General features: G+C 72.3%; 18 protein-coding genes. 5 read left to right on the top strand and 13 right to left on the bottom strand.

Translation table 11 applies throughout. The features are described from left to right. Positions 1-81: 81 nt before the first annotated feature. The 13 genes from metF to AC13HU_RS06185 form a co-directional block, all read right to left on the bottom strand. Positions 82-1,008: a methylenetetrahydrofolate reductase [NAD(P)H] gene (metF, locus tag AC13HU_RS06245; RefSeq protein ID WP_483040731.1), complete on the bottom strand. Its 927-nt coding sequence runs from the start codon at positions 1,006-1,008 to the stop codon at positions 82-84. A gap of 120 nt (positions 1,009-1,128) precedes the next feature. After that, a complete protein-coding gene (cobF, locus tag AC13HU_RS06240; protein WP_483040730.1) occupies positions 1,129-1,944 on the bottom strand; it encodes a precorrin-6A synthase (deacetylating) in 816 nt (271 codons plus the stop codon). 276 nt (positions 1,945-2,220) lie between these two features. After that, positions 2,221-3,072: an SMP-30/gluconolactonase/LRE family protein gene (locus AC13HU_RS06235; protein WP_483040729.1), complete on the bottom strand. Its 852-nt coding sequence runs from the start codon at positions 3,070-3,072 to the stop codon at positions 2,221-2,223. Between the two features lie 77 nt (positions 3,073-3,149). Continuing rightward, positions 3,150-4,010: a fumarylacetoacetate hydrolase family protein gene (locus AC13HU_RS06230; RefSeq protein ID WP_483040728.1), complete on the bottom strand. Its 861-nt coding sequence runs from the start codon at positions 4,008-4,010 to the stop codon at positions 3,150-3,152. Positions 4,011-4,133: 123 nt separating this feature from the next. Continuing rightward, positions 4,134-5,201, bottom strand: coding sequence for a hydroxyacid dehydrogenase (locus AC13HU_RS06225; protein ID WP_483040727.1), 1,068 nt, complete (start codon positions 5,199-5,201; stop codon positions 4,134-4,136). Beyond that, complete coding sequence (locus tag AC13HU_RS06220) at positions 5,185-6,201, bottom strand: dihydrodipicolinate synthase family protein (RefSeq protein ID WP_483040733.1); 1,017 nt, start codon at positions 6,199-6,201, stop codon at positions 5,185-5,187. Before AC13HU_RS06220 ends, AC13HU_RS06225 begins: the two co-directional genes overlap by 17 nt. Before the next feature lie 126 nt (positions 6,202-6,327). Then, on the bottom strand, positions 6,328-7,464 hold the full coding sequence (locus tag AC13HU_RS06215; RefSeq protein WP_483040726.1) for an NAD-dependent epimerase/dehydratase family protein: 1,137 nt from the start codon (positions 7,462-7,464) through the stop codon (positions 6,328-6,330). Between the two features lie 8 nt (positions 7,465-7,472). Then, entirely contained in the window at positions 7,473-8,522 is a 1,050-nt protein-coding gene (locus AC13HU_RS06210; protein ID WP_483040725.1) for a carbohydrate ABC transporter permease, read from the bottom strand. Between the two features lie 2 nt (positions 8,523-8,524). Beyond that, entirely contained in the window at positions 8,525-9,436 is a 912-nt protein-coding gene (locus tag AC13HU_RS06205) for a carbohydrate ABC transporter permease (RefSeq protein WP_483040724.1), read from the bottom strand. Positions 9,437-9,566: 130 nt separating this feature from the next. Further along, positions 9,567-10,817 (bottom strand): extracellular solute-binding protein, encoded by a 1,251-nt coding sequence (locus AC13HU_RS06200; RefSeq protein WP_483040723.1) that lies wholly within the window; start codon positions 10,815-10,817, stop codon positions 9,567-9,569. 165 nt (positions 10,818-10,982) lie between these two features. Further along, positions 10,983-12,287: a Gfo/Idh/MocA family protein gene (locus tag AC13HU_RS06195; RefSeq protein ID WP_483040722.1), complete on the bottom strand. Its 1,305-nt coding sequence runs from the start codon at positions 12,285-12,287 to the stop codon at positions 10,983-10,985. Positions 12,288-12,495: 208 nt separating this feature from the next. Continuing rightward, positions 12,496-14,310 carry a peptidase C14 gene (locus tag AC13HU_RS06190; RefSeq protein ID WP_483040732.1) on the bottom strand — a complete coding sequence of 605 codons (1,815 nt, stop codon included), beginning with the start codon at positions 14,308-14,310 and terminating at the stop codon, positions 12,496-12,498. Between the two features lie 619 nt (positions 14,311-14,929). Then, a complete protein-coding gene (locus AC13HU_RS06185) occupies positions 14,930-15,808 on the bottom strand; it encodes an IclR family transcriptional regulator (protein ID WP_483040721.1) in 879 nt (292 codons plus the stop codon). Positions 15,809-16,024: 216 nt separating this feature from the next. Here AC13HU_RS06185 and AC13HU_RS06180 point away from each other — a divergent pair, with 216 nt between their 5' ends. Genes AC13HU_RS06180 through AC13HU_RS06160 form a run of 5 tightly spaced genes read left to right on the top strand, consistent with a single transcriptional unit; the run spans position 16,025 to position 22,500 of the window. Next, positions 16,025-17,377 carry an aspartate aminotransferase family protein gene (locus tag AC13HU_RS06180; RefSeq protein ID WP_483040720.1) on the top strand — a complete coding sequence of 451 codons (1,353 nt, stop codon included), beginning with the start codon at positions 16,025-16,027 and terminating at the stop codon, positions 17,375-17,377. Further along, on the top strand, positions 17,377-18,564 hold the full coding sequence (locus AC13HU_RS06175; RefSeq protein WP_483040719.1) for a mandelate racemase/muconate lactonizing enzyme family protein: 1,188 nt from the start codon (positions 17,377-17,379) through the stop codon (positions 18,562-18,564). The genes AC13HU_RS06180 and AC13HU_RS06175 overlap by 1 nt, the downstream gene beginning before the upstream one ends. Further along, complete coding sequence (locus tag AC13HU_RS06170) at positions 18,561-19,409, top strand: amidohydrolase family protein (RefSeq protein ID WP_483040718.1); 849 nt, start codon at positions 18,561-18,563, stop codon at positions 19,407-19,409. The genes AC13HU_RS06175 and AC13HU_RS06170 overlap by 4 nt, the downstream gene beginning before the upstream one ends. Beyond that, positions 19,406-20,272: an SDR family NAD(P)-dependent oxidoreductase gene (locus AC13HU_RS06165; RefSeq protein ID WP_483040717.1), complete on the top strand. Its 867-nt coding sequence runs from the start codon at positions 19,406-19,408 to the stop codon at positions 20,270-20,272. The genes AC13HU_RS06170 and AC13HU_RS06165 overlap by 4 nt, the downstream gene beginning before the upstream one ends. Next, entirely contained in the window at positions 20,269-22,500 is a 2,232-nt protein-coding gene (locus AC13HU_RS06160) for a peptidase C14 (RefSeq protein WP_483040716.1), read from the top strand. Before AC13HU_RS06165 ends, AC13HU_RS06160 begins: the two co-directional genes overlap by 4 nt. Positions 22,501-22,842 lie beyond the last annotated feature (342 nt).

Here is a 22,842-nt window from a genome sequence, read left to right as displayed (position 1 = left end):
GGTCTTACGGGCGCTGGCGCTACGGGCACAGGTCCTACGGGCGCAGGCGCTACGGGTGTTCAGCGGCTACGGGCACCGGCGCTACGGGCGCGGCGGCTGCGGGCGCAGGTCGAGGTTCTGGTAGATCTCCGTGGTCGCCTTGGAGAAGTTCATCGTCATGAAGTGCAGGCCCGGGGCGTCCTCGGCGATCAGCCGGCGGCACATCTCGGTCGCGTGCTCGATCCCGAGCGCCCGGACGGTCTTCGGGTCGTCCTCGGCCGCGAGCATCCGCTCGGCCAGCCGGTCCGGGAAGGCGGCAGTGCTCAGGCTCGGGATACGGCGCAGCGAGCGGACCGTGGTGACCGGCATGATCTCCGGGATGATCGGCGTCACGCAGCCGGCGCCGGCCACCCGGTCGCGCAGGCGCAGGTAGGCGTCCACGTCGAAGAACATCTGGGTGATCGCGTAGTCGGCCCCGGCCCGGCACTTGTCGACGAAGTGGCGGACGTCGCTGTCCCAGTCGGGCGAGCGCGGGTGCATCTCGGGAAAGGCCGCGACGCCGACGCAGAAGTTGCCGGACTCCTTGACCAGCCGCACCAGTTCGGCCGCGTACTCGACGCCCTGCGGGTGCTTCACCCACGGGCCGAGCGGGGCGCCGGGCGGATCGCCGCGCAGCGCCAGCACGTTGCGGACGCCCTGGTCGGCGTACTGGCCGAGGACGTGGCGCAGTTCGGCGACGCTGTGGTCGACGGCGGTGAGGTGGGCGACCGGGGTGAGCGTGGTCTCCTGCGCGATCCGCCCGGTGATGTTGACGGTACGACCGCGGGTCGAGCCGCCCGCGCCGTAGGTCACCGAGACGAAGGTCGGCGACAGCGCCTCCAGCCGCCGGATCGCCGTCCACAGTCCGGCTTCCGCCGCCGCGCTGCGCGGGGGCATGAACTCGAACGAGTAGGAACGGCCGCCCGCGGCGAGCAGGTCGCGGATGGACGGTGCGTGTTCCGCCCGCGTGCTGGGCGCCCCGAAAGCCATACCCGCAGGTTAACGGCCTGGACGCGACGTCCGGCGGATCGTCCACGTGCTGATACCGGCATCGCGGCAGCAGCCGGGCGGGCGTGCTCGGGGCTCCCGCACCGGCCCGCCGCCGGTGGGTCAGTCGCGGGCGTCCTCGGCGCTGCCCGTGCGGCGCAGCAGGTAGGTGTCCATGATCCAGCCGTGCCGGGCGCGGGCCTGCGCGCGGACCTGCCGGATACGGTCTGCGACGTCGGCGAGCCGGCCGGAGAGGAGGATCTCGTCGGGCGTGCCGATGTAGGCGCCCCAGTAGATCCACACGTCGTCGCCCTCGACCTGGGTGAACGACTCGTGGGCGTCGAGCATCACGACGACATCGCCGTCGCCGTCCGCGTCACCGTCGCCGTTCGGGAAGACCTCGGCCAGCCTGCGCGCGGGCGTGATGTGCACGGGCCGGCCGACCTGGTTCAGGCTGGTCCGGTGCCGGGCCGCCAGCGCGGAGACGCTGCTGATCCCGGGCACCACCTCGACGTCGAAGCCGACCGTGCCGCGTGCCGCGATCTCGTCCAGCATGCTCAGCGTGCCGTCGTACAGCGCCGGGTCGCCCCACACCAGGAACGCGCCGGCCTGACCGGGCGCCAACTCGTCCCGGATCAGGCGTTCGCAGGCGTCGGCGCGCCGGGTCCGCCAGTCGTGGACCGCGGCCGTGTACGCCCCGCGGCCCGCCGCCGACCGGTCGCGCGGTGGGTCGTCCATCTCGACGACGCGGTACGGCGCGTCCGTGTGCTCGTCGATCACGCTGCGCCGGAAGTCCGTCAACGACGACTTCTGCGGGCCCTTGCCGATGAGGAAGAAGACGTCGGCGCGGCGGATGGCCCGCACCGCCCCGAGCGTCAGGTGGTCGGGGTCGCCGGCTCCGATGCCGATGACGAGGAGGTGGCGCTGCTCCGTGCTCATCTGCGGGCTTTCCAGGTGTGAATGGTCGAAAAGCCGCTGGTCCGCGGCTGCCGCGCCCTGTTCTGGGCGCGCTGCACGAAGCGTACGCTGCCCCGCGCGCGTGCCGGCCGGTGGCATCCCGCAGCGCCGTGCCCGGCGCCGGGATCAGCTCCTCCCAACTGAACCCGGCGACCACCTTCTGACGCCGGTAGCCCAGCGCCCCCGCGGTCCCGCGCCGCCGGCCAGGTCGGCTTGTCGCCCTGGCCGGCGGCAGCGGTCCGCGCGTACCGTTCCGGCTCAGCGGCTGACGCCGTTCCACGCCGGGAGGGCCGCGCCGCGCGCGCCCGGGTACGCGGTGAACAGGCCGCCGTCGGGGCCGCCCGCGGTGATCAGCAAGGTGGCGAGGTCGGGCCCGGCGAAGGCCACGCTGGAGGCGCACGAGGCGGGGACGCGCACGGTGGCCAGCAGCCGTGCGGCCGGCGAGTAGCAGCGCACCTCGCCCGCGCCCCACACCGCCAGCCACACGTTGCCGTCGCGGTCCACGCACAGGCCGTCCGGCAGGCCGCCGTCGACCGCGAGGAAGTCGCGGCGCTCGCCGGTCCGGCCGTCCGCCGGATCGTATCCGCGCACCCGGACCAGGCCGGGGACGGTGTCCACGCTGTACATCAGCCGGCCGTCGGGCGACCAGGCCAGCCCGTTGGAGCAGGTCAGATCGGTGTCGAGGGCGGCCGGCCGACCGTCGCCGGCCAGCCGGACCAGGATGTCCTCGCCGCGGCGACCGTCGAGTGCGGTGCTCCCGACCAGGAACCGTCCCGCCGGGTCGCAGCCGCCGTCGTTCAGCCGCCCCGGCGTCCCGTACGGCAGCACGCGGGCGCCGGCCCGGCGGGTCCCGTTCGGGAGCAGGACGGTGAGGCCGTACCGGCCGGCGACGAGCAGGCGGCCGTCGGCGGCGCAGGCCACCGCGCCGACCGTGCCCGGGAACCGGTGCCGCCGTACGACCTCCACCCCGCCGGGCCGCAGCCGCCCCTCATGGACCTGGCCGGCCTCGATATCGACCCAGAGCAGCCGTTCGCGAGGCGCGTCCCAGACCGGGCCCTCGGCCAGCCGGAAGCCGCCGGTCAGCACCGGCCGGGCGTCGAACGTCAGCACGCCGTCACCGGGCGGCCCCGGCCGCGGACCGCACGGCGGCGCCGGACAGCGGCGCACACCCGGCCGGCTGCGCGCCCTCACGCATCGGCGCACAGCGAGCGGTGCCGGCCGAGGCCGTCGATCTCCATCTCCATCACGTCGCCCGCGGACAGGTAGGGGAAGCGGCCGGAGAGCGCGACACCCTCGGGCGTACCGGTGTTGACCAGGTCCCCGGGTTCAAGGACGAGGTACTGGGACAGATGGCGGATGATCTCCGCGACGCCGAAGATCATGTCGGCGGTCGAAGAGTCCTGCCGGGGCTCGCCGTTGACCCAGGAGCGCAGCCGCAGCGCCTGCGGGTCGGGCACCTCGTCGGCGGTCAGCAGCCACGGGCCGAGCGGGTTGAACGTCTCGCAGCTCTTGCCCTTGGACCACTGGCCGCCGGGGGTCTCCAGTTGGAAGGCCCGCTCCGAGACGTCGTTGCCGACCGCGTAGCCGGCGACGTACGCCAGCGGGTCGTCGTCCTCGGTGAGGTAGCGGGCGCGGCGGCCGATCACCGCGGTCAGCTCCACCTCCCAGTCGGTCTTCTTCGCGCCGCGCGGGATCAGCACGGTGTCCTGCGGGCCGACCACCGTGTTGGGGCTCTTGTGGAACAGGATCGGCTCGGTGGGCGGTTCGGCCCCCGACTCACGGGCGTGGGCCGCGTAGTTCTGGCCGATGCACAGCACCGCGCCGGGCCGGGCCACGGGTGCGCCGGTGCGCTGCCCCGCGATCTCGGCCGCCGGCAGTTCGGGCAGCCGGCCGGCGGCCAGCGCCTCGCGGGCCCGCGAGATGCCGTCCGCGGCAAGGAAGGCGGGGTCGATGTCGGCGGTGAGACCGGACAGGTCGTACGTCCTGCCGTCGGCGGTGCCGAGGACGGGGCGTTCGCCATCGGGCGGCCCCAGGCGCATCAGGCGCATAGCTGCTCTCTCTTCGTGAATCGTGAACACGGTTCGGGTGCGGGTCAAGAAGGTTCAGGCCGCGGCGAGATGGCGCGGGTGCCGGGCCGACCGGTCCGGCCCGGCCCGGCCCGGCCCGCGAGGCTACTCGACGCGTTCCAGGGCGTCGCGCCCCACCTGGTGCAGCAACTCCCGCCCGCTCAGATGGCGTTCGATCTCCGCGACGGTGCTGTCGCCCAGCGCGTGCCGGCCCTCGACCGTGGCGGCTGCCTGATGGGGCGTCAGGATGACGTTGGGCAGGGTGCGCAACGGGTGCTCGGCGGGCAGCGGTTCGGCGTCGTAGACGTCGAGTGCGGCGTCGATCCGGCCGGTGCGCAGCTCGTCCAGCAGCGCGGCCTCGTCCACCAGCCACGACCGGGCGGTGTTGACCAGTCCGGCACCGTCGGGGAGCAGTGCCAGCTCCCGCCGCCCCAGCAGGTGCCGGGTCTCGGCGAGAGCGGGTGCGTGCACCGCGGTGATCCGGCTGGTGGCCAGCACCTCGTCGAGTCCGGCCACCCGGACGCCGAGCGCGTCGGCGTCCGCGGGGCCGAGGTAGGGGTCGGTCACGGTGACCTCGGCGCCGAGCGCCCGGACCAGCTCGATGTACGCGCGTCCGGTGCGGGAGGCACCGATCACGCCGATCGGGCAGCCGAGGATCTGGTGGCGTTCGGGCGCCGCCTCGGCCTGCGCCCAGGGGGCTCCGCCGCGCAGCGCGTGGTCGAAGCGGTGGATGCGGTGCAGCAGCGCGAGGGTGAAGGCCAGCGCCACCTCGGCGACCGGGCGGGCCATCGCGGCGCCGGCCTGGGTGACGCGTACCCCCCGGTCGAAGACAGCCTGGGTCGCGTACGGGCTGACCGCGCCGCCGGTGTGTGCCAGCAGCCCCAACCGCGGTGCGTGCGCGAGGAGTTCGGCGTCGAGTTGGGCGGTGCCCCAGCCGGTGACGAGGAGGTCGGCGTCGGCCAGTGCGGCCGCCAGCGCGGACCGGTCGCCGGGCCGGTCGAGCAGGATCGGGTCGGTCAGATGGGCCAGCCGCTGCCAGGCGTCCGCGGTGAACAACTGCTCGCGCAGCGCGGGCGCCATCGCGACCACGGCGACGGGCCGCCGCCCGGTCCGTTCCGACTGCTGCGGCCGCTGCGGCGCGTCCGGCCGTCCGACGTCAGCGGAGCCAGTCATCACGGTGCTCCGCCACGAAGTCGTCGTCGGTCACCCAGGGGTAGGCCGCCGCGACCCGGGCGATCTCCTCGGCCTGCCGGGGCGAGAGCCGTTCGGCGGGGTCCAGGCACCAGGTGCCGGCCAGCAGGCCCTGCCGGCGCAGCACTTCGTGCACCCCGGGGATGCAGCCGCGGAAGGCGTTCCGCACGTCGAAGACCGCCGCGTTGGCCTCGCTCAACTGCGGCGCCCTGCGCAGCAGATCGGTCATCAGCTGCTGGTCGCCGGCCCGCGCCGCGCGCACCTGCGCCAGCATCTGGACCGCGCTCGACGTCCATACGGCCCACTGGCCGAGCAGCCCGCCGGCGAACCAGCGCAGGTCGCCGCCGGAGGTGCGGTAGGGGGTGAGCAGGTCGGTGAGGATCGCGTCGTCGTTGCCGGTGTAGAGGGCGACTTCCTGGGCGCGGTCGCTCGCGGCGACGGCGGCGATCACCTCGGCGGTCCGGTACCGGTCGAAGGGCGCGGCCTTGATCGCCACCACGGACGGGATGTCGGCGAACGCCCGCCAGTAGTCGGCCGACAAGTAGCGTCCGCCGACGGCCTCTTGGAGGTAGAAGCCGACGACGGGCAGCACCTCGCCCACGGCGCGGGCCCGGTCCAGCAGTCCGGTCTCGTCGGCGCCGGGCACCGCGGGGCTCAACAGCACCGCGTCGTAACCGAGTTCGGCGGCGAGTTCGGCCTCGGCGACGGCCTGCGCGGTGTAGCCGCAGGCGCCGGCGACCTTGACCACCGGCCGGCCGGCCTCCTTGTCGGCGGTCTCGGCGGCGAGTTCGAGCACCGGGCGGAACAGGCCGACGGCGGCGTCCCTGATCTCGAACTGGGTGGTGTGCACGCCGACGGCGATCCCGCCGGCGCCCGCGGCCAGGTAGTAGCGGGTCAGGGCGCGCTGGCGCCGCTCGTCCAGGCGCCGTTCGGCGTCCAGGGCGAGCGGGTGGGCCGGTATGACGGTCCCGGCGGCGAGCAGGTCGAGCGCGCTCGCCGCGCCGGGGGCGCCGTCGGGACCGGTGGAGCGACCGGAGCCGTCGGCGCCGTCGTGGGAGAGGCCGGCGGGAGCGGTGGCGCTCTCGTGGTTGCGGGAGGACACGGTGGGTCAGAACCTTCCGTCGCGGACGTGGAACTTGGTGGGCCGGCCCGACAGCGGCAGCCCGCGCCGAATCCACTCGGCCTGCCAGCCGACAAGCGTGCGCAACGGCACCGGCGGATAGCCGAACAGCGCGTGGCAGCGGCTCGCATCTGACAGCAGCGCCGTGCCGGACTCCTGACCCGTCGTCAAGGATGCCTGGTCCAGGGCTGTTTCGGCGGACGTCCCGGCGCCGGTCCGGCCGAACTCCTCGGCGAACAGGTGGGCCAACCGCCGTACCGAGGCGGTCTCCGGTCCGGTGAGGTTGACGGTGAACGCCTCCGCGTCGGCGTGCAGCAGCGCGCGCAGGGCGACTTCGTTGGCGTACCCCTGCCAGACCACGTTGGCGTGGCCGGTGGTGACGTCCACCGGCTCGCCGGCGTGCACGGTCGAGGCGATGTCGGCGAGCACCCCGTAGCGCAGGTCGATCGCGTAGTTGAGCCGGAGCAGCGCGACGCGGGTGCCGTGCTCGGCCGCGTGGTAGCCGAAGACACGTTCGCGACCGAGGCAGGACATGGCGTACTCGCCGACCGGGCCGACCGGGTCGGTCTCGGTGGAGCCGGCCGAGGCGGTGTCGACCAGCGGGTAGACGTTGCCGGTGGAGAAGGCGGAGATCCGCGCGTCGCGGTAACGGCGGGCGATCCGGTCCGGCAGCGCCGCGTTGACCGCCCAGGCGTGGGCGGGGTTGCCCGCGGAGCCGAACTTGGCGCCGACCATGAAGACCGCGTTGCCCGCGTCGGGCAGCCCGGCCGGGTCGCCGTCGAGCAGGTCGAAGGCGACCGGGTGGACGCCCTCGGCGGCGAGCGCGTCGGCCGCCGCCCGGTCCGACCAGCGGGAGACGGCGTGTACGGCGAGGTCACCGCGGCCGGCCGCGTCCAGCGCCCGGCGGGCGAGCCGGCACAGGCTGGGGCCCATCTTGCCGCCCGCGCCGAGCACGACCAGGTCGCCGTCGAGACGGGCGACGTCGGCCACCAGGGCGGGCGAAGGGGTGGCGAGGAGGTCTTCGAGCTGCTGCTCGCCGGCGGGGAAGTCGGCCAGGCCGGGGCGTATGGACGCGAGTTGCGCCGCAGGCGTGGACGTGGGCGTGGACGTGGAGTTGTGGGGCATGTGCGTGGTCATCCTTTGACGGCCGAACCGGTGACGCCTTCGGTGAAGTAGCGCTGGCCCGCCATGTAGGCGGCGAAGATGGGGACGAAGGCGATCACCGATCCGGCGAGCACCTGGCTGAGGGGCACCTGCTGCTGTTGCAGCGACGCGATGCCGACGGTGAGGGTGCGCATGTCGCTGCTCTGGCCCATGATCAGCGGCCAGAGGAAGTCGTTCCAGTGCCACAGGAAGACGAAGGTGCCGAGGGTGGCGAGGATCGGCTTGAGCAGCGGCAGCACGATGCTGACGAAGATCCGCAGTTCGCTGCAGCCGTCCAGCCGGGCCGCCTCGAACATCTCGTCCGGGAGGTCCTTGATGAACTGCCGCATCAGGAACACCGCCTGGGCGTTGGCGAGGGTCGGGATGATCAGGCCCCAGTAGGTGTCCACGCCGCCGAGTTTCGCCATCATGATGAAGGTCGGGATCATGGTGACGTGGTACGGGACCATGACCATGGACAGGAAGGACCAGAACATGGCCTCCCTGCCGCGGAACCGCTTCTTCGCGAAGGCGTATCCGGCCAGCGCGGCCAGCACCAGCACGCCGACCACCGACACCAGCGAGTAGATCAGGGTGTTGAGCAGCCAGCGCGGCACGTCCTGCGCGTCGAGCACGGCGCTGTAGGAGGACCCGCTGAGGTGCCAGGGCAGGAGGCTGCCCGGGAGCGAGACCGCGGCGCCGGGCTTCAGCGACAGCACGAGCATCGCGTAGAACGGGAAGACCGTCACCACGGACGCCACCGCGAGCAGCACGCCGCGCACGATCCGCCCGGCGGGGCTCGGCTTCAACGCCCCGGGTACGGTGTCGCGTTCGCGGGGCTCGCGGGAGCGGGCCGAGCGGCGCGGCCACCAGCCGCCGGCGGCCCGGTGGTCGGTGCCGGCGGAGGCGGAAGCGGAACCGTTGGGGCCGGAGTTGGGGCCGGAGTCGGGACCGGAGCTGAGATCCGAGTTGGGGCCCGAGTTGAGATCCGGGTTGGGGCCCGCGCCCGCCTCGGCGGCCCCGGCGGCCTTGTTCGCCATGGTCACTTCTCCTTTCCGAGCACCAGTCGCTGCACGAGCGCCACGACCACGGTCATCACGAACAGCACGCAGCCGATCGCGCTGGCGTAGCCGAGGTCGCTGTATTTGAAGCCGGCGTCGTAGAGCTGGTACACGAGGCTGTAGCTGGCGTTGGCCGGGCCGCCGCCGGTCATCACGTAGATGGCGTCGAAGATCTGGAAGCTGTTGGTGGTCTCGATGACCGCCAGGAAGAAGAAGGCCGGCTTCAGTTGCGGGGCCACGATGTAGCGGAACCGCTGGAAGGGCCCCGCGCCGTCCATCAGCGCGGCCTCCTCCAACTCCCTTGGCACGTCCTGGAGTCGGGCGAGCAGGATGAGCATGCCGTAGCCGCAGCGCGACCAGATGCCGACCAGGGCGATCGCCGGCAGCACCAGGGCCGAGTCGGTGAGCCAGGACTGGTCCGGCAGGCCGATCCAGCCCATGATGTCGGACCAGGGGCCCTTGGTGGAGAAGATCCAGATGAAGACGGTGGACGCCAGGATCAGGCTGGTGACCACCGGCAGGAAGAAGATCGACCGGAAGAGCCGGGAGCCGCGGAACGCCCGCCGGGTGAGCAGCGCCAGCCCCAGCGAGGCGAGGATGGTGAACGGCACCGCCAGCACGCTGTAGACGACGGTGACCCGCAGCGAGGACCAGAACAGCGGGTCGTGCATCATCCGCTGGAAGTTCTGCAGTCCGGTGAAGTGGGTGGTGTCGCCGATGGTGTAGTCGGTGAAGCCGAGCACCAGCCCGGCGATGCCCGGCCCGAACCGGAAGACCAGGAAGAGCAGGAAGCAGGGCAGCACGAACAGCAGCCCGATCCGGGCCTCCCGGCGCGCGTGCGGTCCGCGTCGGTTCTTCTGCGGGCGGGTGGTACGTTCCGCGACTGCGGCCACGGGACCTCCTTCGGGAGCGACGGGTGCTGCCGGACCTCGCCGGCTGGTGGGGCGGACGATCAGGGCGTACCGGCGATCAGGGCGTACGGATGATCAGCGGGTACGGGCGATCAGCGGGTAGAACGGATGATCAGCGCTTGCGGGCGATCAGCTGGTCGGCGGCCTTGGCCGCGTCGTCGAGCGCCTTCTGCGGGGTGGTCTTGCCGAGCAACGCGGCCTGGATCTGCGGGGCGAGCAGGCCCATCACGTCGCGCGCGGACTTGTTGAGCGGGCCGACGTCGGTGCTGCTCAGCACCTTCTCGGTGGCTTCCTGGAGCTGGTCGCCGGGGTAGAGCGCCGCCGCGTCGGTGCGCGGCGAGAAGTACCCGCCCGGCTTCTGCAGGCCCGCGGTGTTCTTCGGCTGCGACACGTACGAGATCCACTTGCCGGAGAGCTTCTGGTTGGCACCCTTGAAGACCGCGAGGGTGCCGACGGTGCCGTACGCCACCGACTTGGTGCTGCTCAGCGCCGGGCCGACCTTGATGTTCTCCTTGCCCCAGAACGGCTCGACCTCGGCCGCGGTGTTCTGCCAGGTACAGGCGACCTTGTTCTTGGCGAGGTCGGTCTGCTCGATCTGCGGGGTGGTGGTGACCAGGTCCTTGGGCGTCCAGCCGTTGTCCACGAAGGTCTTGAGCCAGGTGAGCGCCTTGACGCCGGCCGCGCTGTTGAAGGTGGCCTTCTTGCCGTCGGCGGAGAACACGTCACCGCCGGCCTGCCACAGCAGCGGGTAGAAGGTCATGTTGAGGGTGGCGGTGGTGTCGCCGCTGTAGCTGGTCGCGTAGAAGCCCTTGGCCTTCAACTTGGGCGCGAGCGCGGCGAGCTGGTCCCAGGTGGTCGGGTAGGAGGTCTCGCCGATCGCGTCGAAGACCTTCTTGTCGCACAGCAGCGGGTAGCTGGACATCAGCACGGGGGCGGCGAGCGGTTGGCCGTCCACGGTGACCGCCTTCAGCGCGGCCGGGCGGTAGGCCGCCTTGTCCGCGGCCGGCATCCACTTGGCGGCCGGGATCAGGTTGCGCTGGTAGGCGGAGAGCTGGTCGGGGATCAGGTACGCCACGTCGGGGCCCTTGCCTGCGGCGAGCGCGGTGGCCAGCGCGGTGTCCCGGTTGGCCCACGGGTAGGTGGAGACCTTCACGGTCACACCGGGGTTCTCCTTCTCGAACCCCTTGACCAGGCCGTCCCAGTAGGCGGCGTTGGCCTTCGGGTCGTTGATCACCGGGTACACCCAGGTGTTGATCGTCTTCTTCGAGCTGGACCCGGAACCGGTGCTGGATCCGCAGCCGGCCACGGCGGTGGCGGCAAGGGCGGCGGCAACGGCGAGGGCGGCGGTGTTACGGCGTCTCACGGTGGTTCTCGCTTTCCGGAGCGTGGAGCGTGACGGTGGGTGGTCGTACGGGCGCGGGTGGGGCTGCGGTGCCGTGCGGGCGAAGCTCGCGGGTGCGGGCGGGGCGGTTGCGGCGTGCGGGCGGTTGCGGCGTGCGGGCGGTTGCGGCGTGTGTCGTGCGGCCGGTCAGCGCAGCGGAACGGTCTCGACCGTGCCGTGGTGCCGGGACCGTTCGGCGGCGAAGGCCGCCAGGTGGCTGCCGAGGGACTCGACCGGGCCGGAGCGGATGTGGGAGCGGTCGCCGGTGGCGAGCGCGGTGACGAAGGACTCGATCAGGACCCGGTCGCCGCCGCCGTGGCCGTCCGCGGCGTTGGAGCCGCTCGCACCGACGTCGAGCACCTGGGTGGTGTCGTCGCGGAAGTCGTGCACGGTGACCCGCTCGCCGTCGCCGCGCAGCCAACCGTGGCTGCCGAAGATCCGGGTCTGGCGGTGGGTCTGCTCGGTGAAGGCGGTCATGGTGAAGACCGCGGTGGCGCCGCCGGACAGCTGCATGGCGACCACCTGGTTGTCGACCACGTCGTTGTCCGCGCGGTACACGCACCGTCCGTACGGGCCGGTGCGCAGCGCCTCGGTGAGGACCTCCTCGTCCTGCGGGCCGGCGGCGTGCGCGGTCACGTGGTCGATCGGCCATGCGCCGCCGGTGGTGCGCAGCGCCGGGTAGTACAACTTGGGCGCGGAGTAAGGGCAGTTCGGCTCGACCGGGCAGTCCAGGCAGTTGGCGGCGGCGCCCGCCGGGGCGTTCTCCGGGCGGAAGTGGGCGAGCGAGCCGAAGCTCGCCACCGTCTCGATCCGGCGGCCGGTGACATACGCGATCCAGTCCAGGTCGTGGCTGGACTTGGCGAGGATCATCGGCGAGGAGTGGTCCTCGCGGCGCCACGGGCCGCGGACGTAGCTGTGCGCGTAGTGCCACCAGCCGACCGGTTCCAGGTGGTCGAGTCCGGTGATGGTGCCGAGGACACCGCTGTCCACCACGCTCTTCACCAGGTCGGTGTACGGGGTGTAGCGCATCACGTGGCAGACCGCGAAGGGCACGCCGGCCGCCTCGACGCCCTCGACGATGGCGCGGCACTCGGCCTCGGTGGGGGCCAGCGGCTTCTCGGTCAGGATGGCGTACCCGGCCCGCGCGAGGGCGAGCACCGGTTCGGCGTGCGCGCGGTCCTGGGTGGCCACGATCACGCCGTCGGCCGGCGGACCGCCGTTCGCCTCGGTCGCGGCGAGCAGTTCCCGCCAGTCGCCGTACCCGGTCGCCGACGGTACGAGGGCGCGTGCCTCCGGTCGCGGGTCGGCGACGGCGACGATCCGGGCGCGCTCGGGGTGGTCGCGAATCCATGCGGCGTAGGTCAGCCCGCGGTTGCCGGCGCCCACGAGGGCGATCCGCACCGGGCGCCCCTCGATCGGGGTGCCGCCGTTGCTGCTCTGGTCGGTGGACATGGTCTCTCTCTCACGGTGGGCGCGAAGGGTCGGCGGGCAGTTCGGCGGGAAGGCGCCGCGGAGCACAAGTGGCTTGCCCGGTGCCCGTGTTGGTCAACAGCGTTGCGCGGACGCCGGGTTGGTCAACGGCGTTGCGCGGCAGCCGGGTTGGCGAGCGGGGCGGCGTGGGCCGGGCCGGCCGGGCTCGTGACGGGCCCGGCCGGCGTTCTCAGATCAGCAGGTTCCCCGCGGTGTGCCGCACCCGGTCGCCCTCGGCGGGCATCTTGGTGCGGGTCACGCCGTCCTCGGTGCAGCCGGTGTGCAGCAGGTGGCTGTTCCCGGTGAAGGCGGCCGGGTCGAGTTCGAGGCGGCCGCCGGCGAAGGCCGAGCCGCCGGCGCGGTAGTGGTTGACGCCGTCGGTGATCAGCAGGTGTGCGGTCCTCCCGTCCGCGGCGCGGGAGTCGATGCCGTCGAGCTGCCAGCTGACGGTGCGGTCCGCGCCGCTGCGGGCGAGGAAGGCGGCCGAGCTGTTGCCGCCGCCGAAGCGGGCGCCGCCGTCGATCCACAGCCGCTGGTCCTTGGCGGACTTCAGCATCAGGCCGGTGTTGCTGAAGGTGCCGCCGTGCACCGCGGTGTCGGCGTGCGCGACCGTGCTGGGGCCGGCGTCCGCCGTGGCTCCGGTGAAGGTGCAGTGGTCGAGGACCAGGTCGCCGGTGCCGTTGAACTGCGCGCCGTCCAGGTCCTTCAGGGTGACCCGCAGCAGGTGCACGTCGGAGCTGACGGTGGCCGCGGTGACCTCGGACGCCTTGCTCTGGGTGAAGGCCGAGTCGGCGATCACGGTGGGCCGCTTCGACCGGTTCGAGGACTGGGAGATCACCAGCGGGCCGGAGGCGACGCAGCCGCGCAGCTGGGCGCCGTCGGAGTTCACCCAGATCATCCCGGAGTTGGGCTGGGCGTTGCCGATGACGAGCATGTCCTCCAGCGTCAGGTCGATGACGTTGGTCCTGGCCACGAACCACGAGCAGGCGTGCTTGCGGACGGTGACCCGCTTGGCCGCGCCGCCCCAGGCCGCGCCGGAGTTGGCGAACGTCATCAGGCCGGAGTTGCCGGTGTAGGTCAGGTCGTGCTCGAACTGCCCGTGGGTGACGAAGGGGCCCTGGTCGTCGCCGTCGCCGTGGCAGTTGGTGACGTAGCCGTAGGCGGAGGCGGTCCAGTCGTTGAGGTGCCGGGCGTTGGCGACGTGGCAGTCCTCGACGTGGCCGTACAGGCAGTAGATCTGCTGGGTGAGGTAGCCGGCGCCGCCGTAGGTGACCGAGGCCGGGTTCTTCAACTGGCACTCGGAGGTGCGGAAGTACGTACACCAGCGGCGGATGATCACCGGCCAGAAGGTGCCGGTGGCGTCGATGCCGGAGACGTCGCAGGAGACGGCGTACTCGAAGGCGAGCGGGTGCGAGCCGGTCTCGGTGTCGTCGTCGGCGACGTCCGGCACGCCCTCGAAGACCATGTTGCGTACGTGGACGCGCTCGACCGGTTCGACCCGGGTCCAGGTGAAGGTGCGCCCGGCCGCCAGCTCCCAGCCGATCTTGTAGTTGACCCGGATGTGCGTGCCGTCCACGATCTCGGTGACCTGGACGAGCTTTTGCACCTCCTTCTCGTACAGCCCGGTGCCGGCGGCGGCGTCGATCTCCACGCTCCACCACTGGCCGAGGGCGAAGGACTTGCTCGACGGCACCTCGAAGATGTCGGCGAGGTCGGGCATCGCGGCGGACAGCTGGGACTTGACGGTGGTGCTGGTCACCTTGCCGAGGAAGTACAGCACCGCGCCGAACGGGTTGTTGTACGCGTTCTTCTCGATCCCGGTGGTGGTGACCTTGTTGCCGCCGAAGTCGAGTTCGAGCCGGGAGCGGGTGAAGGTGTGGCGCTTGGTGAAGTTGAGGTCGGTGTGCGCCTCGATCCGGTACACGGCGGGGTCGTCGACCATGGCGTCCAGCGCGGCGTCGGCCGGGGTGGAGGCGTCGAAGACGCCGAACTGGCGGAAGTCCAGCAGGCCGTCGTGGACCATGCGCCAGCGGCCCTTGCCGGTGTGGCCGGCCGGGCGGAGCACGGTGCCGCCGTTGGGCGCGGTGCTCGCGGTGGCGTCCCAGCGGGCGACCAGGCCGCCGCCGTCGCCGGGCGCGCGGTAGCCGGAGACGAGCGCGACCGTGCCGTTCGTGAGCGGCTTGGGGTCGAGCGCGAGCAGCCGGGCGACGGTGTCGGCGGTGAGCGGCGTGGCCGCGTGGCCGGCCGGTTTCGCCGCACCGGAGCCGGGGCCGGCGGCCGACGCGGTGCCGGCACCGGCGGCGACTGCCGTGGTGGTGGCCGCGAGCAGCAGCCCGCCGATACCGCCGGCCCGCAGCAGCTTGCGGCGGGAGGTGTCGGTACGGCTCGGCTCGGGGCTCGATTCGGGGCTCTGGTCGGCGGTGGAACCCGGCACGGGGCCAGGGGAAACGTTCACGGTGTGCCTCAGCCTTCGATGGGCCTGGGGGTGAGGACGAATCCCGTGACGCTTGCCGGATATGCGGATGGCGGTGCGGACCGGTGCGGGAAAAGCGCAGACCAGGGGCAGGGTGCTTGCGCGGCACCGTCCGACGGGGCGAGACGCTATGCCCCTGCCGGTGAATTGGTCAAGACCCCGCGGTGGCCGTTGTGCGGCTGTCGGACGTCGCCCCGGCATTGCCATGACCCAGGCTCTGACTGATCCGATCGGCGAAGTCCCTTACCTGGAGGCCGAGTTCGCGGAACCGCCAGCCGGGCAGATCGAGCTTGAGGCCGGTGATGCTGATCGCGCCGGCACATCGGTCCCGGTGGTCGCGGACCACGCTGCCGATGCAGAAGATCCCGTCGGCGTCCTCCTCGTCGTCCAGCGCGTAGCCGGTGGCGCGGACGTCGGACAGGTGGGCGAAGAGCGTCGCCTCGTCGGTGATGGTGCGCGAGGTGCGGCGGGGCAGCCCGGTGCGGGCGACGAGTTCCCTGGCCTGTTGCTCGGGCATCGCGGCCAGCAGCGCCTTGCCGATCCCGGTGCAGTGCGGCAGTTCGCGGGCGCCCATCCGCAGGTCCAGCCGCAGGCCGCCGCCGGAGTCGACCTGGTCGATGATCACCGCCTGGCCGTCCTGCGGTACCGCGACCCGGGAGGCCATGCCGGTGGCGGCGGTCAGCTCGCGCAGCAGCGGGCGGGCCACGTCCCGTAGCGAGACCTGCGCCTGGGCCCGGTCGCCGAGCCGGGCCAGCGACATCCCCAGCCGGTAGCGGCGGTTCATGCCCTCGCCCTCGTCGGCCACCAACCCGTAGTGCCGCAGGGTCTGTAGCAGGCCGAAGGCGGCGCTCTTCGAGACGCCGCTGCGCTGGGCGACCTCGGTCACGCTGAGTCCGGCGCCAGGTCCGCCGGCGGCGAGCACCTCCAGCAACTCCGCGGCTCTCGCCACGGTCTTCACCAGGTACTTCGGCTCCACCCCCGGCCCACGGCCCCGCCCGTCTTCGAGCCCGCTCTCAACACTGTTCTGCATAGCGAAACAGTTTACCACCGGGCACCCCTTGACCGAGGCGCGAGGCCGGTTCTAAGATCAGCCCACTGTTCGGATATTCAGAACAGTGTTCTTGAAAATCGTTCCTTCAGTGCAGCGAACGAATCCTGCGACGACTTGCCGGGCGGATGGCGTCCTGCGGTCCCGGCCGGGCAGGGCCGGGACCGTCACCCACAGCATCGACGCGAGGAGCACCACATGACGCTCGCCGAGCGGGCCCGCCGGGTGATACCGGGCGGTGTCAACAGCGGCCAGCGCAGCATTCCCGGCCTCACCGATCTGGTGATCTCCCGTACCGCGGGGTCCCGGTTCTGGGACAGCGAGGGCCGGGAATTCACCGACTACCACGCCGCGTTCGGGCCGCCGCTGCTCGGCCACAACGACCCCGACGTCGCCGCCGCGGTCGCGGACGCCTCGGGCCGGCTCGGTCTCACCGGGGTCGCGGTCACCGAGGCCGAGGTGGTCCTCGCCGAGCAACTGGCCGAACTGATCCCGTCGATCGAGCAGGTGCTGCTGACCAGCACCGGCAGCGAGGCGACCTTCCACGCGCTGCGGGTGGCCCGGGCGGCCACCGGGCGCCGCCTGGTGGTGAAGTTCCAGGGCTGCTACCACGGTTGGCACGACGCGGTCAGCCTCAACGTCATCTCGGCCCCGGACCGGGTCGGCCGGCACGACCCGACCTCCACCGGCATCCTGCCCGAAGTCCTCGACGCCACCTTGGTGTTGCGCTTCAACGACGTCGCCGCCGTACGCCAGGCGTTCGCCGAGCACGGCACCGACATCGCCGCGGTCATCGTGGAACCCATCCCGCACAACGTCGGCGCACTGCTGCCCACCGAGGAGTTCCTGCGCACGCTGCGCGAGGAGTGCACCGCGGCCGGCAGCGTGCTGGTCTTCGACGAGGTGATCACCGGCTTCCGGCACGCCCTCGGCGGCTACCAGGCGATCTCCGGCGTCACCCCGGACCTGACCACCCTCGGCAAGGCCATCGCCAACGGCGCCCCGATCGGCGCGCTCGGCGGCCGCGCCGACCTGATGGAGCAGTTCAGCAGCCGCCCCGGCGGCCCGGTGTTCTTCGCCGGCACCTACAACGGCCACCCGCTGCCGGTCGCCGCCGCCCTGGCCACCATCGGCAAGCTGCGCGAACAGCCGGTGCACGAGCACGTCTTCCGGCTGGGGACGCGGGTGCGCACCGAACTCACCGCGCTCTACCAGCGGATCGGCGTGCCCGCCGTGGTGACCGGCTACGGCTCGGTCTTCGTCAGCTACTTCATGCCGGGCCCGGCCCCGCTCAGCTACGACGACCTGCTCGCCAACGACACCGCACTGTTCATCGGCTACCGACGCCGCCTCATCGAGCACGGCATCTTCGAGCTGCCGCTCAACCTCAAGCGCAGCCACCTGTCCTACGCGCACACCGACGCGGACGTGGACCGCCTGCTGGAGGCGACCGAAGCGGCCGTCAAGCGCACCCTCGCCGAGGGCGGCCCGAGCGACCTCGCGCACGTGTCCACCATGGGCGGCGCGGGCACCGCGACGGGAGCCCGCTGATGCTGACCGTGAACACCACCCGGCCGGCCGGCCCGGCCGGCCGGATCAGCAAGGTCGAGACCCTCCAACTGGGCACCGCCTGGCGTGACTTCGGCTATGTCCGGATCCACACCGACCAGGGCCTGACCGGTGTCGGCGAGATCACCCACCCCTACCGGGTGGACGAGACCTGCCGGCTCGCCGAGGCGATGGGCCACCGGCACCTGCTGGGCGCCGACCCGTTCGACGTCGAAGAGCTCTGGCTGCGCATGTACCAGGGCGACTTCCTGCGCGGCGGCGACATCGGCGGCATCGTCGTATCCGGCGTGGACCAGGCGCTGTACGACCTGATGGGCAAGGCGCTGGGCGTGCCCGCCTACCGGCTGACCGGCGGCGCCACCCGCGACCGGGTCCGGGTCTACGCCAACGGCTGGTACACCGGCGAGCGCGAGCCGGCCGAGTTCGCCGCCAAGGCGAAGGAGACCGTCGCCAAGGGCTTCACGGCGCTGAAGTTCGACCCGTTCGGCGCGGGCCTGCACGAGCTGGAACGCGCCGAACTGCGCCGCTCGCTGGCGCTGGTCGCCGCGGTGCGCGAGGCGGTCGGCCCCGAGGTGGACCTCTTCGTCGAGGGCCACGCCCGGTTCGCGATGGCCACCGCCCGGCGGCTGGTGCACGAGCTGGCGCCGTACGACATCGGCTGGTTCGAGGAACCGCTGCCGTGGACGCACATCGAGCGCTACGCGGAGTTGCGGCAGATCGCGACGTTCCCGATCTCCGGTGGCGAGCACTTCCACAACCGCTACGAGTACAAGCAGCTCTTCGCGAGCAACGCGGTGGACATCGTGCAGCCCGACCTGTCGATGGCCGGCGGCTTCACCGAACTGCGGAAGATCGCCGCGCAGGCCGACGCGCACGGCATGCTCGTCGCCCCGCACAACTCCAACTCGCCGCTGTGCACCACCGCTTCGGTGCACGCCACGCTCGGGATCACCAACCTCAAGATCCTGGAGACCTTCGACGGGCTGCTCGAACCGTATGTCTTCGAGGCGGTCCGCGGCGCGCTCCCGATCACCGACGGCCACATCGAGCTGCCGACCGCACCCGGGCTCGGCATCGAACTGGTCGACGAGGTCTTCGCCGAGCACCCGCCCACGCACCGCTTCTGGAACATGTTCGCGGACGGCTGGGAGAAGAGGAACCGCACATGATCGTCGACGTGCACTCCCATCTCTTCCGGCACAGCCACGACTTCGACGACGCCTTCCGCGCCGAGTCCGCCCGTGCGCACGCCGGCGAGGTGGACCTCACCGTGCGGTACGAGGACTACGCGGCGAGCGCGCCGGAGGGCACCCGCACCGTGGTGGTCGGCGGCAAGGCCCGCCGCAGCGGGCTGTGGGTCGACGACGCGGCCGTCGCCGGCTACGTCGCGCAGCACCCCGACCGGCTGATCGGCTATCTCTCGCTCGACCCGACCCAGCCCGGCTGGCAGGACGAACTGCGCTTCGGACATGGGGAACTGGGGCTGCGCGGCATCAAACTGATGCCGATGTACGCCGGGTTCGACCCCGCCGACGAGGCGTACGAACCGCTCTACGCGTACGCCGAGCAGCACGGCCTGCCGCTGCTGGTGCACACCGGCACCACCTTCGTCTCGCAGGCGCCGCTGGAGTACGCGATGCCCCGGCACCTGGATTGGGTGGCCATGCGCCACCCGGAGTTGCGGATGGTGCTGGCCCACCTCAGCCACCCCTTCGAGGGCGAGTGCATCGCGGTGATCCGCAAGCACCGGCACGTCTACGCGGACATCAGCGCGCTGCACTACCGGCCGTTCCAGCTCTGGCACAGCCTGCGCCTGGTGCAGGACTACGGCGTGTGGGACAAGCTGCTGTTCGGCAGCGACTACCCGTTCACCACGGTGAACGACTCGGTGGACGGGCTGCGGAAGATCGCCCGCATCCCCGGCATCCCCGGTCTCGACCCGCTCGACCAGGACGCGGTGGAGGCGCTGATCCACCGCCCGTCGCTGGATCTGCTCGGGCTGGGGCAGTCGTGACCTCCGCCGGGAACGCCACCGCGGCCCGCTTCGACCTGACCGGCCGCACCGCGCTGGTCACCGGCGCCGCCCGGGGTCTTGGCCGGGCCTTCGCGGTGGCACTGGCCGAGGCCGGCGCCGACCTGGTCCTCACCGACCTGCCCGGCGCCGAAGGGCTCGCCGAAACCGCCGCGCTCATCGGCGAGTCGGGGCGCGGCGCGCTCGTCGCCGAGCAGGACCTGTCCGACACCGCGGCACTGCACGACTTCGCCGACCGGGTGCGCGAACAGGCCGGCCCGATCCGCATCCTGGTCAACAACGCCGGCACCGCGGCCCTGGAGCGGTTCAACGAGATCACCCCGGACAGCTGGTACCGCGTGATGCGGGTCAACCTCGACGCGGTGTTCTTCCTCACCCAGCGCATCGCCGAACACATGGTCGCCGACGGCCTGCCCGGCCGGATCGTCAACATCACCTCCAAGAACGCGCTGGTCGCCGAGGCCGGACTGGCGCACTACAACGCCTCGAAGGCCGCGGTGGACCTGCTCACCCAGACCCTCGCGGTCGAGCTGGCCCCGCACGGCATCACCGTCAACAGCCTCGCCCCCGGCATGGTGGACACCCCCATCGACGGCGAATTCCCGTTCGACCGGGAGGCGTTCGAGGCGGCCTACCGTCAGCGCATTCCGCTGGGCCGCTACGCGCGGCCCGAGGAGTGCACGGGCGCGCTGCTGCTGCTCGCCGGTGACGACGGCGCCTATCTGACCGGCACCCGGATCGTGGTGGACGGCGGGGTACTGGCCGACCAGATGCCGCGCACCGCGTTCATGCCCCCGTACCGCACGTCGCTCGGCCCCCAGCGGAAGGACGGCACCACCTCATGACCACCACCCGCAGGCACCTGCTCCGCTCCGGCGGTCTCGGCGCGGCCGCCGTCGCGGCCGGCGCGCTGACCACCGTACCGGCGCAGGCAGCCGCGCCCGCCGACAGCGGCAAAGGCCCCGGCGGCAACGGCGGCGGCGAGGCCGGCAAGGGCGGCGGTGCGGGTCAGCCCGGCACGGCCACGACCGCCACCGCGACCGTCGCCGACCTGCTCGCCACCCCGTCGAAGTCGCTGCGGGACGGGGCGGTGGCGGTGGTCGCCGGCTACCGCGCGCCCGGCGACGGCGGCGGCATGACCGTACGGTGGGACGCCGGCAGCACCCGAGCGCCCAACGGCGGCACCGTGCTGCGGCCGAACGACCGTCCCGCGCACGGCCGTTGGCGCCGGCTGCACGACGGCGTGCTGGACTTCCGCGGCTTCGGCCACTTCGACGCGTCCGCCCCGGCCGACGACGCGCTGGACGCCATGGTCGGCGACCCGTCCGTGCACCGCGTGGAGGCCCACACCGACCTGCTCCTCCAGCGCCGCCACACCTACCACCGCTCCCGGATCGCGCTGGACTTCGGCGGCCACACCGTCCACACCGGCGGCATCGAACGCAACACCCACGACAACCCGTTCGGCGCCGTCCTCTTCTTCCAGGGCACCGTCACCGGCGACACCGTCAGCCACGCGCTGTCCGCGGAGGTCATCGAACTCACCGACGCCTTCCCGGTGCCCGACTCCGGCGCCTTCAAGATCGGCCAGTGGTGGGCGGTGCAGAGCGACGAGGTGGCCGGCGGCGGCAGCGACGAACGCGAACTGCAGAAGATGGTCGAGATCACCGAGATCATCGACGGCACCCACATCCGCGTCGACTACCTCAACGGCTGGCCGCTGGCAGCCGGCCGCAAGGTCACCTGGCGCCGGGTCGAACCGGTGGTCGGCGCCCGGGTGGACAACCTCGTCTTCGTCGGCGCCGGCCAGGACACCGGCGCGGTCGACGACGAGTACACCGGATCGCACCCGGTGGCGTACGAGTACGCGGTGGACTGCGATGTGTCCGGCATCCAGGCCACCGGCACGTTCTGGCCGGTCATCATGCGGCGCTGGTGCACCCGCTACCGCACCATCCAGTGCGGGCTGAAGAACCCGCCCACCGTGATGTACGGCGGCGCCGGCTACCTCACCCAGCAGATCTACTGCCTGTACGGCCATGTCGCGGACTGCACCACCAGCAACGTCCGGCACCTCAACGACCTTACGGCGTCGGCCTACTGCCAGGTCGTCAACTGCCACGGCGACGGCGACGACGAGGGCGGCAACCCGTTCACCACCCACGGGCAGTACGAACACGACCTGCTCTTCGACGGCAACTCCGGCCTGATGGACATCGCCAACTCCGGTGCCCAGTGGGGCGATTCCGCCAAGCGGATCACCGTACGCAACCACGTCTGCTCCTGGTTCACCGCCAACACCAAGATCACCGACCTGACGCTGGAGAACGTCAAGGTCATCGCCCGGCCGACCTTCGACCCGGCCGGCACCCTGGTGATCAATGCCGACGGCGCCCAACTGCGCGGCTGCACCGCCTCCTTCTTCGCCGTCGCCCAGCAGTCCGCGCGGTCCACCCGGCCGACCACCGTCACCGACTGCACCTTCGACCTGCCGAAGGCGTCCGTGCTCGTGCAGACCCCGGTCACCGCGCCCGTGCACTTCGTGCGCACCACGTTCACCGGCCTCGACGGCAACGTGCTGCGCGGCAGCGGCCCCGTCCACTTCACCGGCTGCCGGCTGGTCGGCACTCCGCAGGCGGCGCCGCTCGCGGTCGGGGCGTGCGAGGTCACCGTGGACGGCGGCAGCCTCACCGACACCGGCATCGCGCTCAGCGCCGTACGCGACCAGCGGATCGGCGTCGGCGGCGGCGCGGCCCTGTCCGGGACCAACGCGGCCAAGGCGCTGCTCTCCCGCGCCACCGGAACCGGCGCCACCGTCACCTGGGACCTGGCGGACCTGCGCAGCAGCGCGGCCGACGCGGACACCGCGCACGTACGCGTCGCGGACGGCCACAACCGCTACACCGCGGTCGGCGCGCGGCTCACCGGGGGTCAACTCGCCCTGGCCGCAGCCGCGTTCGCCGACACGTCGTCGCTGCTGCACACCGCGTGCACCGAGGACGGCGTCGCCCGGAAGGGGCTGCCGGCGGACGGCAAGAGGATCAGTGCCGCGGCCGGCAATCTCCTGCTCTGAGCGAACGGGGCGGTGGGGGCGGCCGGTTGGGGCGTTGCCGCGACGCCGCCTCGTGGCCTCGGCGGTGGCTCGCGGCCTTCGGGTACCACTCGTCCCGGGGGCCGTGGGTCACGGTGCCGGCCGCCGTCCGTGACCGGATGACCCGCAGGATCGGATGACCGTACGGCCGCAGTGCCGTACGGATGCAGGAGCGCAGGACCGTAAGAGCGCAGGACCGTGAGAGCGCAGGACCGTGAGAGCACAACACCGCCTGTGCGTATGACCGTTGGAAAGGGAGGGCCGTCGCCATGCGTTACCGCACCGCCGTACCGGCGGACGAGCCGGCGTTGCACGCCCTGTGGG

It is taken from the genome of Streptomyces sp. NH27 (genome assembly GCF_056859195.1).
The sequence above is the reverse complement of the archived record's forward strand: the minus strand, read 5'-3'. Positions and strand labels throughout refer to the sequence as shown.

What these genes read in the sequence shown, in the direction of transcription:
- metF (WP_483040731.1), bottom strand. Translation starts at nt 1,008, where the DNA reads ATGGCTTTCGGGGCGCCCAGCACGCGGGCGGAACACGCACCGTCCATC.
- cobF (WP_483040730.1), bottom strand. Translation starts at nt 1,944, where the DNA reads ATGAGCACGGAGCAGCGCCACCTCCTCGTCATCGGCATCGGAGCCGGC.
- AC13HU_RS06230 (WP_483040728.1), bottom strand. Translation starts at nt 4,010, where the DNA reads ATGCGCCTGATGCGCCTGGGGCCGCCCGATGGCGAACGCCCCGTCCTC.
- AC13HU_RS06225 (WP_483040727.1), bottom strand. Translation starts at nt 5,201, where the DNA reads ATGACTGGCTCCGCTGACGTCGGACGGCCGGACGCGCCGCAGCGGCCG.
- AC13HU_RS06215 (WP_483040726.1), bottom strand. Translation starts at nt 7,464, where the DNA reads ATGCCCCACAACTCCACGTCCACGCCCACGTCCACGCCTGCGGCGCAA.
- AC13HU_RS06210 (WP_483040725.1), bottom strand. Translation starts at nt 8,522, where the DNA reads ATGGCGAACAAGGCCGCCGGGGCCGCCGAGGCGGGCGCGGGCCCCAAC.
- AC13HU_RS06195 (WP_483040722.1), bottom strand. Translation starts at nt 12,287, where the DNA reads ATGTCCACCGACCAGAGCAGCAACGGCGGCACCCCGATCGAGGGGCGC.
- AC13HU_RS06185 (WP_483040721.1), bottom strand. Translation starts at nt 15,808, where the DNA reads ATGCAGAACAGTGTTGAGAGCGGGCTCGAAGACGGGCGGGGCCGTGGG.
- AC13HU_RS06180 (WP_483040720.1), top strand. Translation starts at nt 16,025, where the DNA reads ATGACGCTCGCCGAGCGGGCCCGCCGGGTGATACCGGGCGGTGTCAAC.
- AC13HU_RS06175 (WP_483040719.1), top strand. Translation starts at nt 17,377, where the DNA reads ATGCTGACCGTGAACACCACCCGGCCGGCCGGCCCGGCCGGCCGGATC.
- AC13HU_RS06170 (WP_483040718.1), top strand. Translation starts at nt 18,561, where the DNA reads ATGATCGTCGACGTGCACTCCCATCTCTTCCGGCACAGCCACGACTTC.
- AC13HU_RS06160 (WP_483040716.1), top strand. Translation starts at nt 20,269, where the DNA reads ATGACCACCACCCGCAGGCACCTGCTCCGCTCCGGCGGTCTCGGCGCG.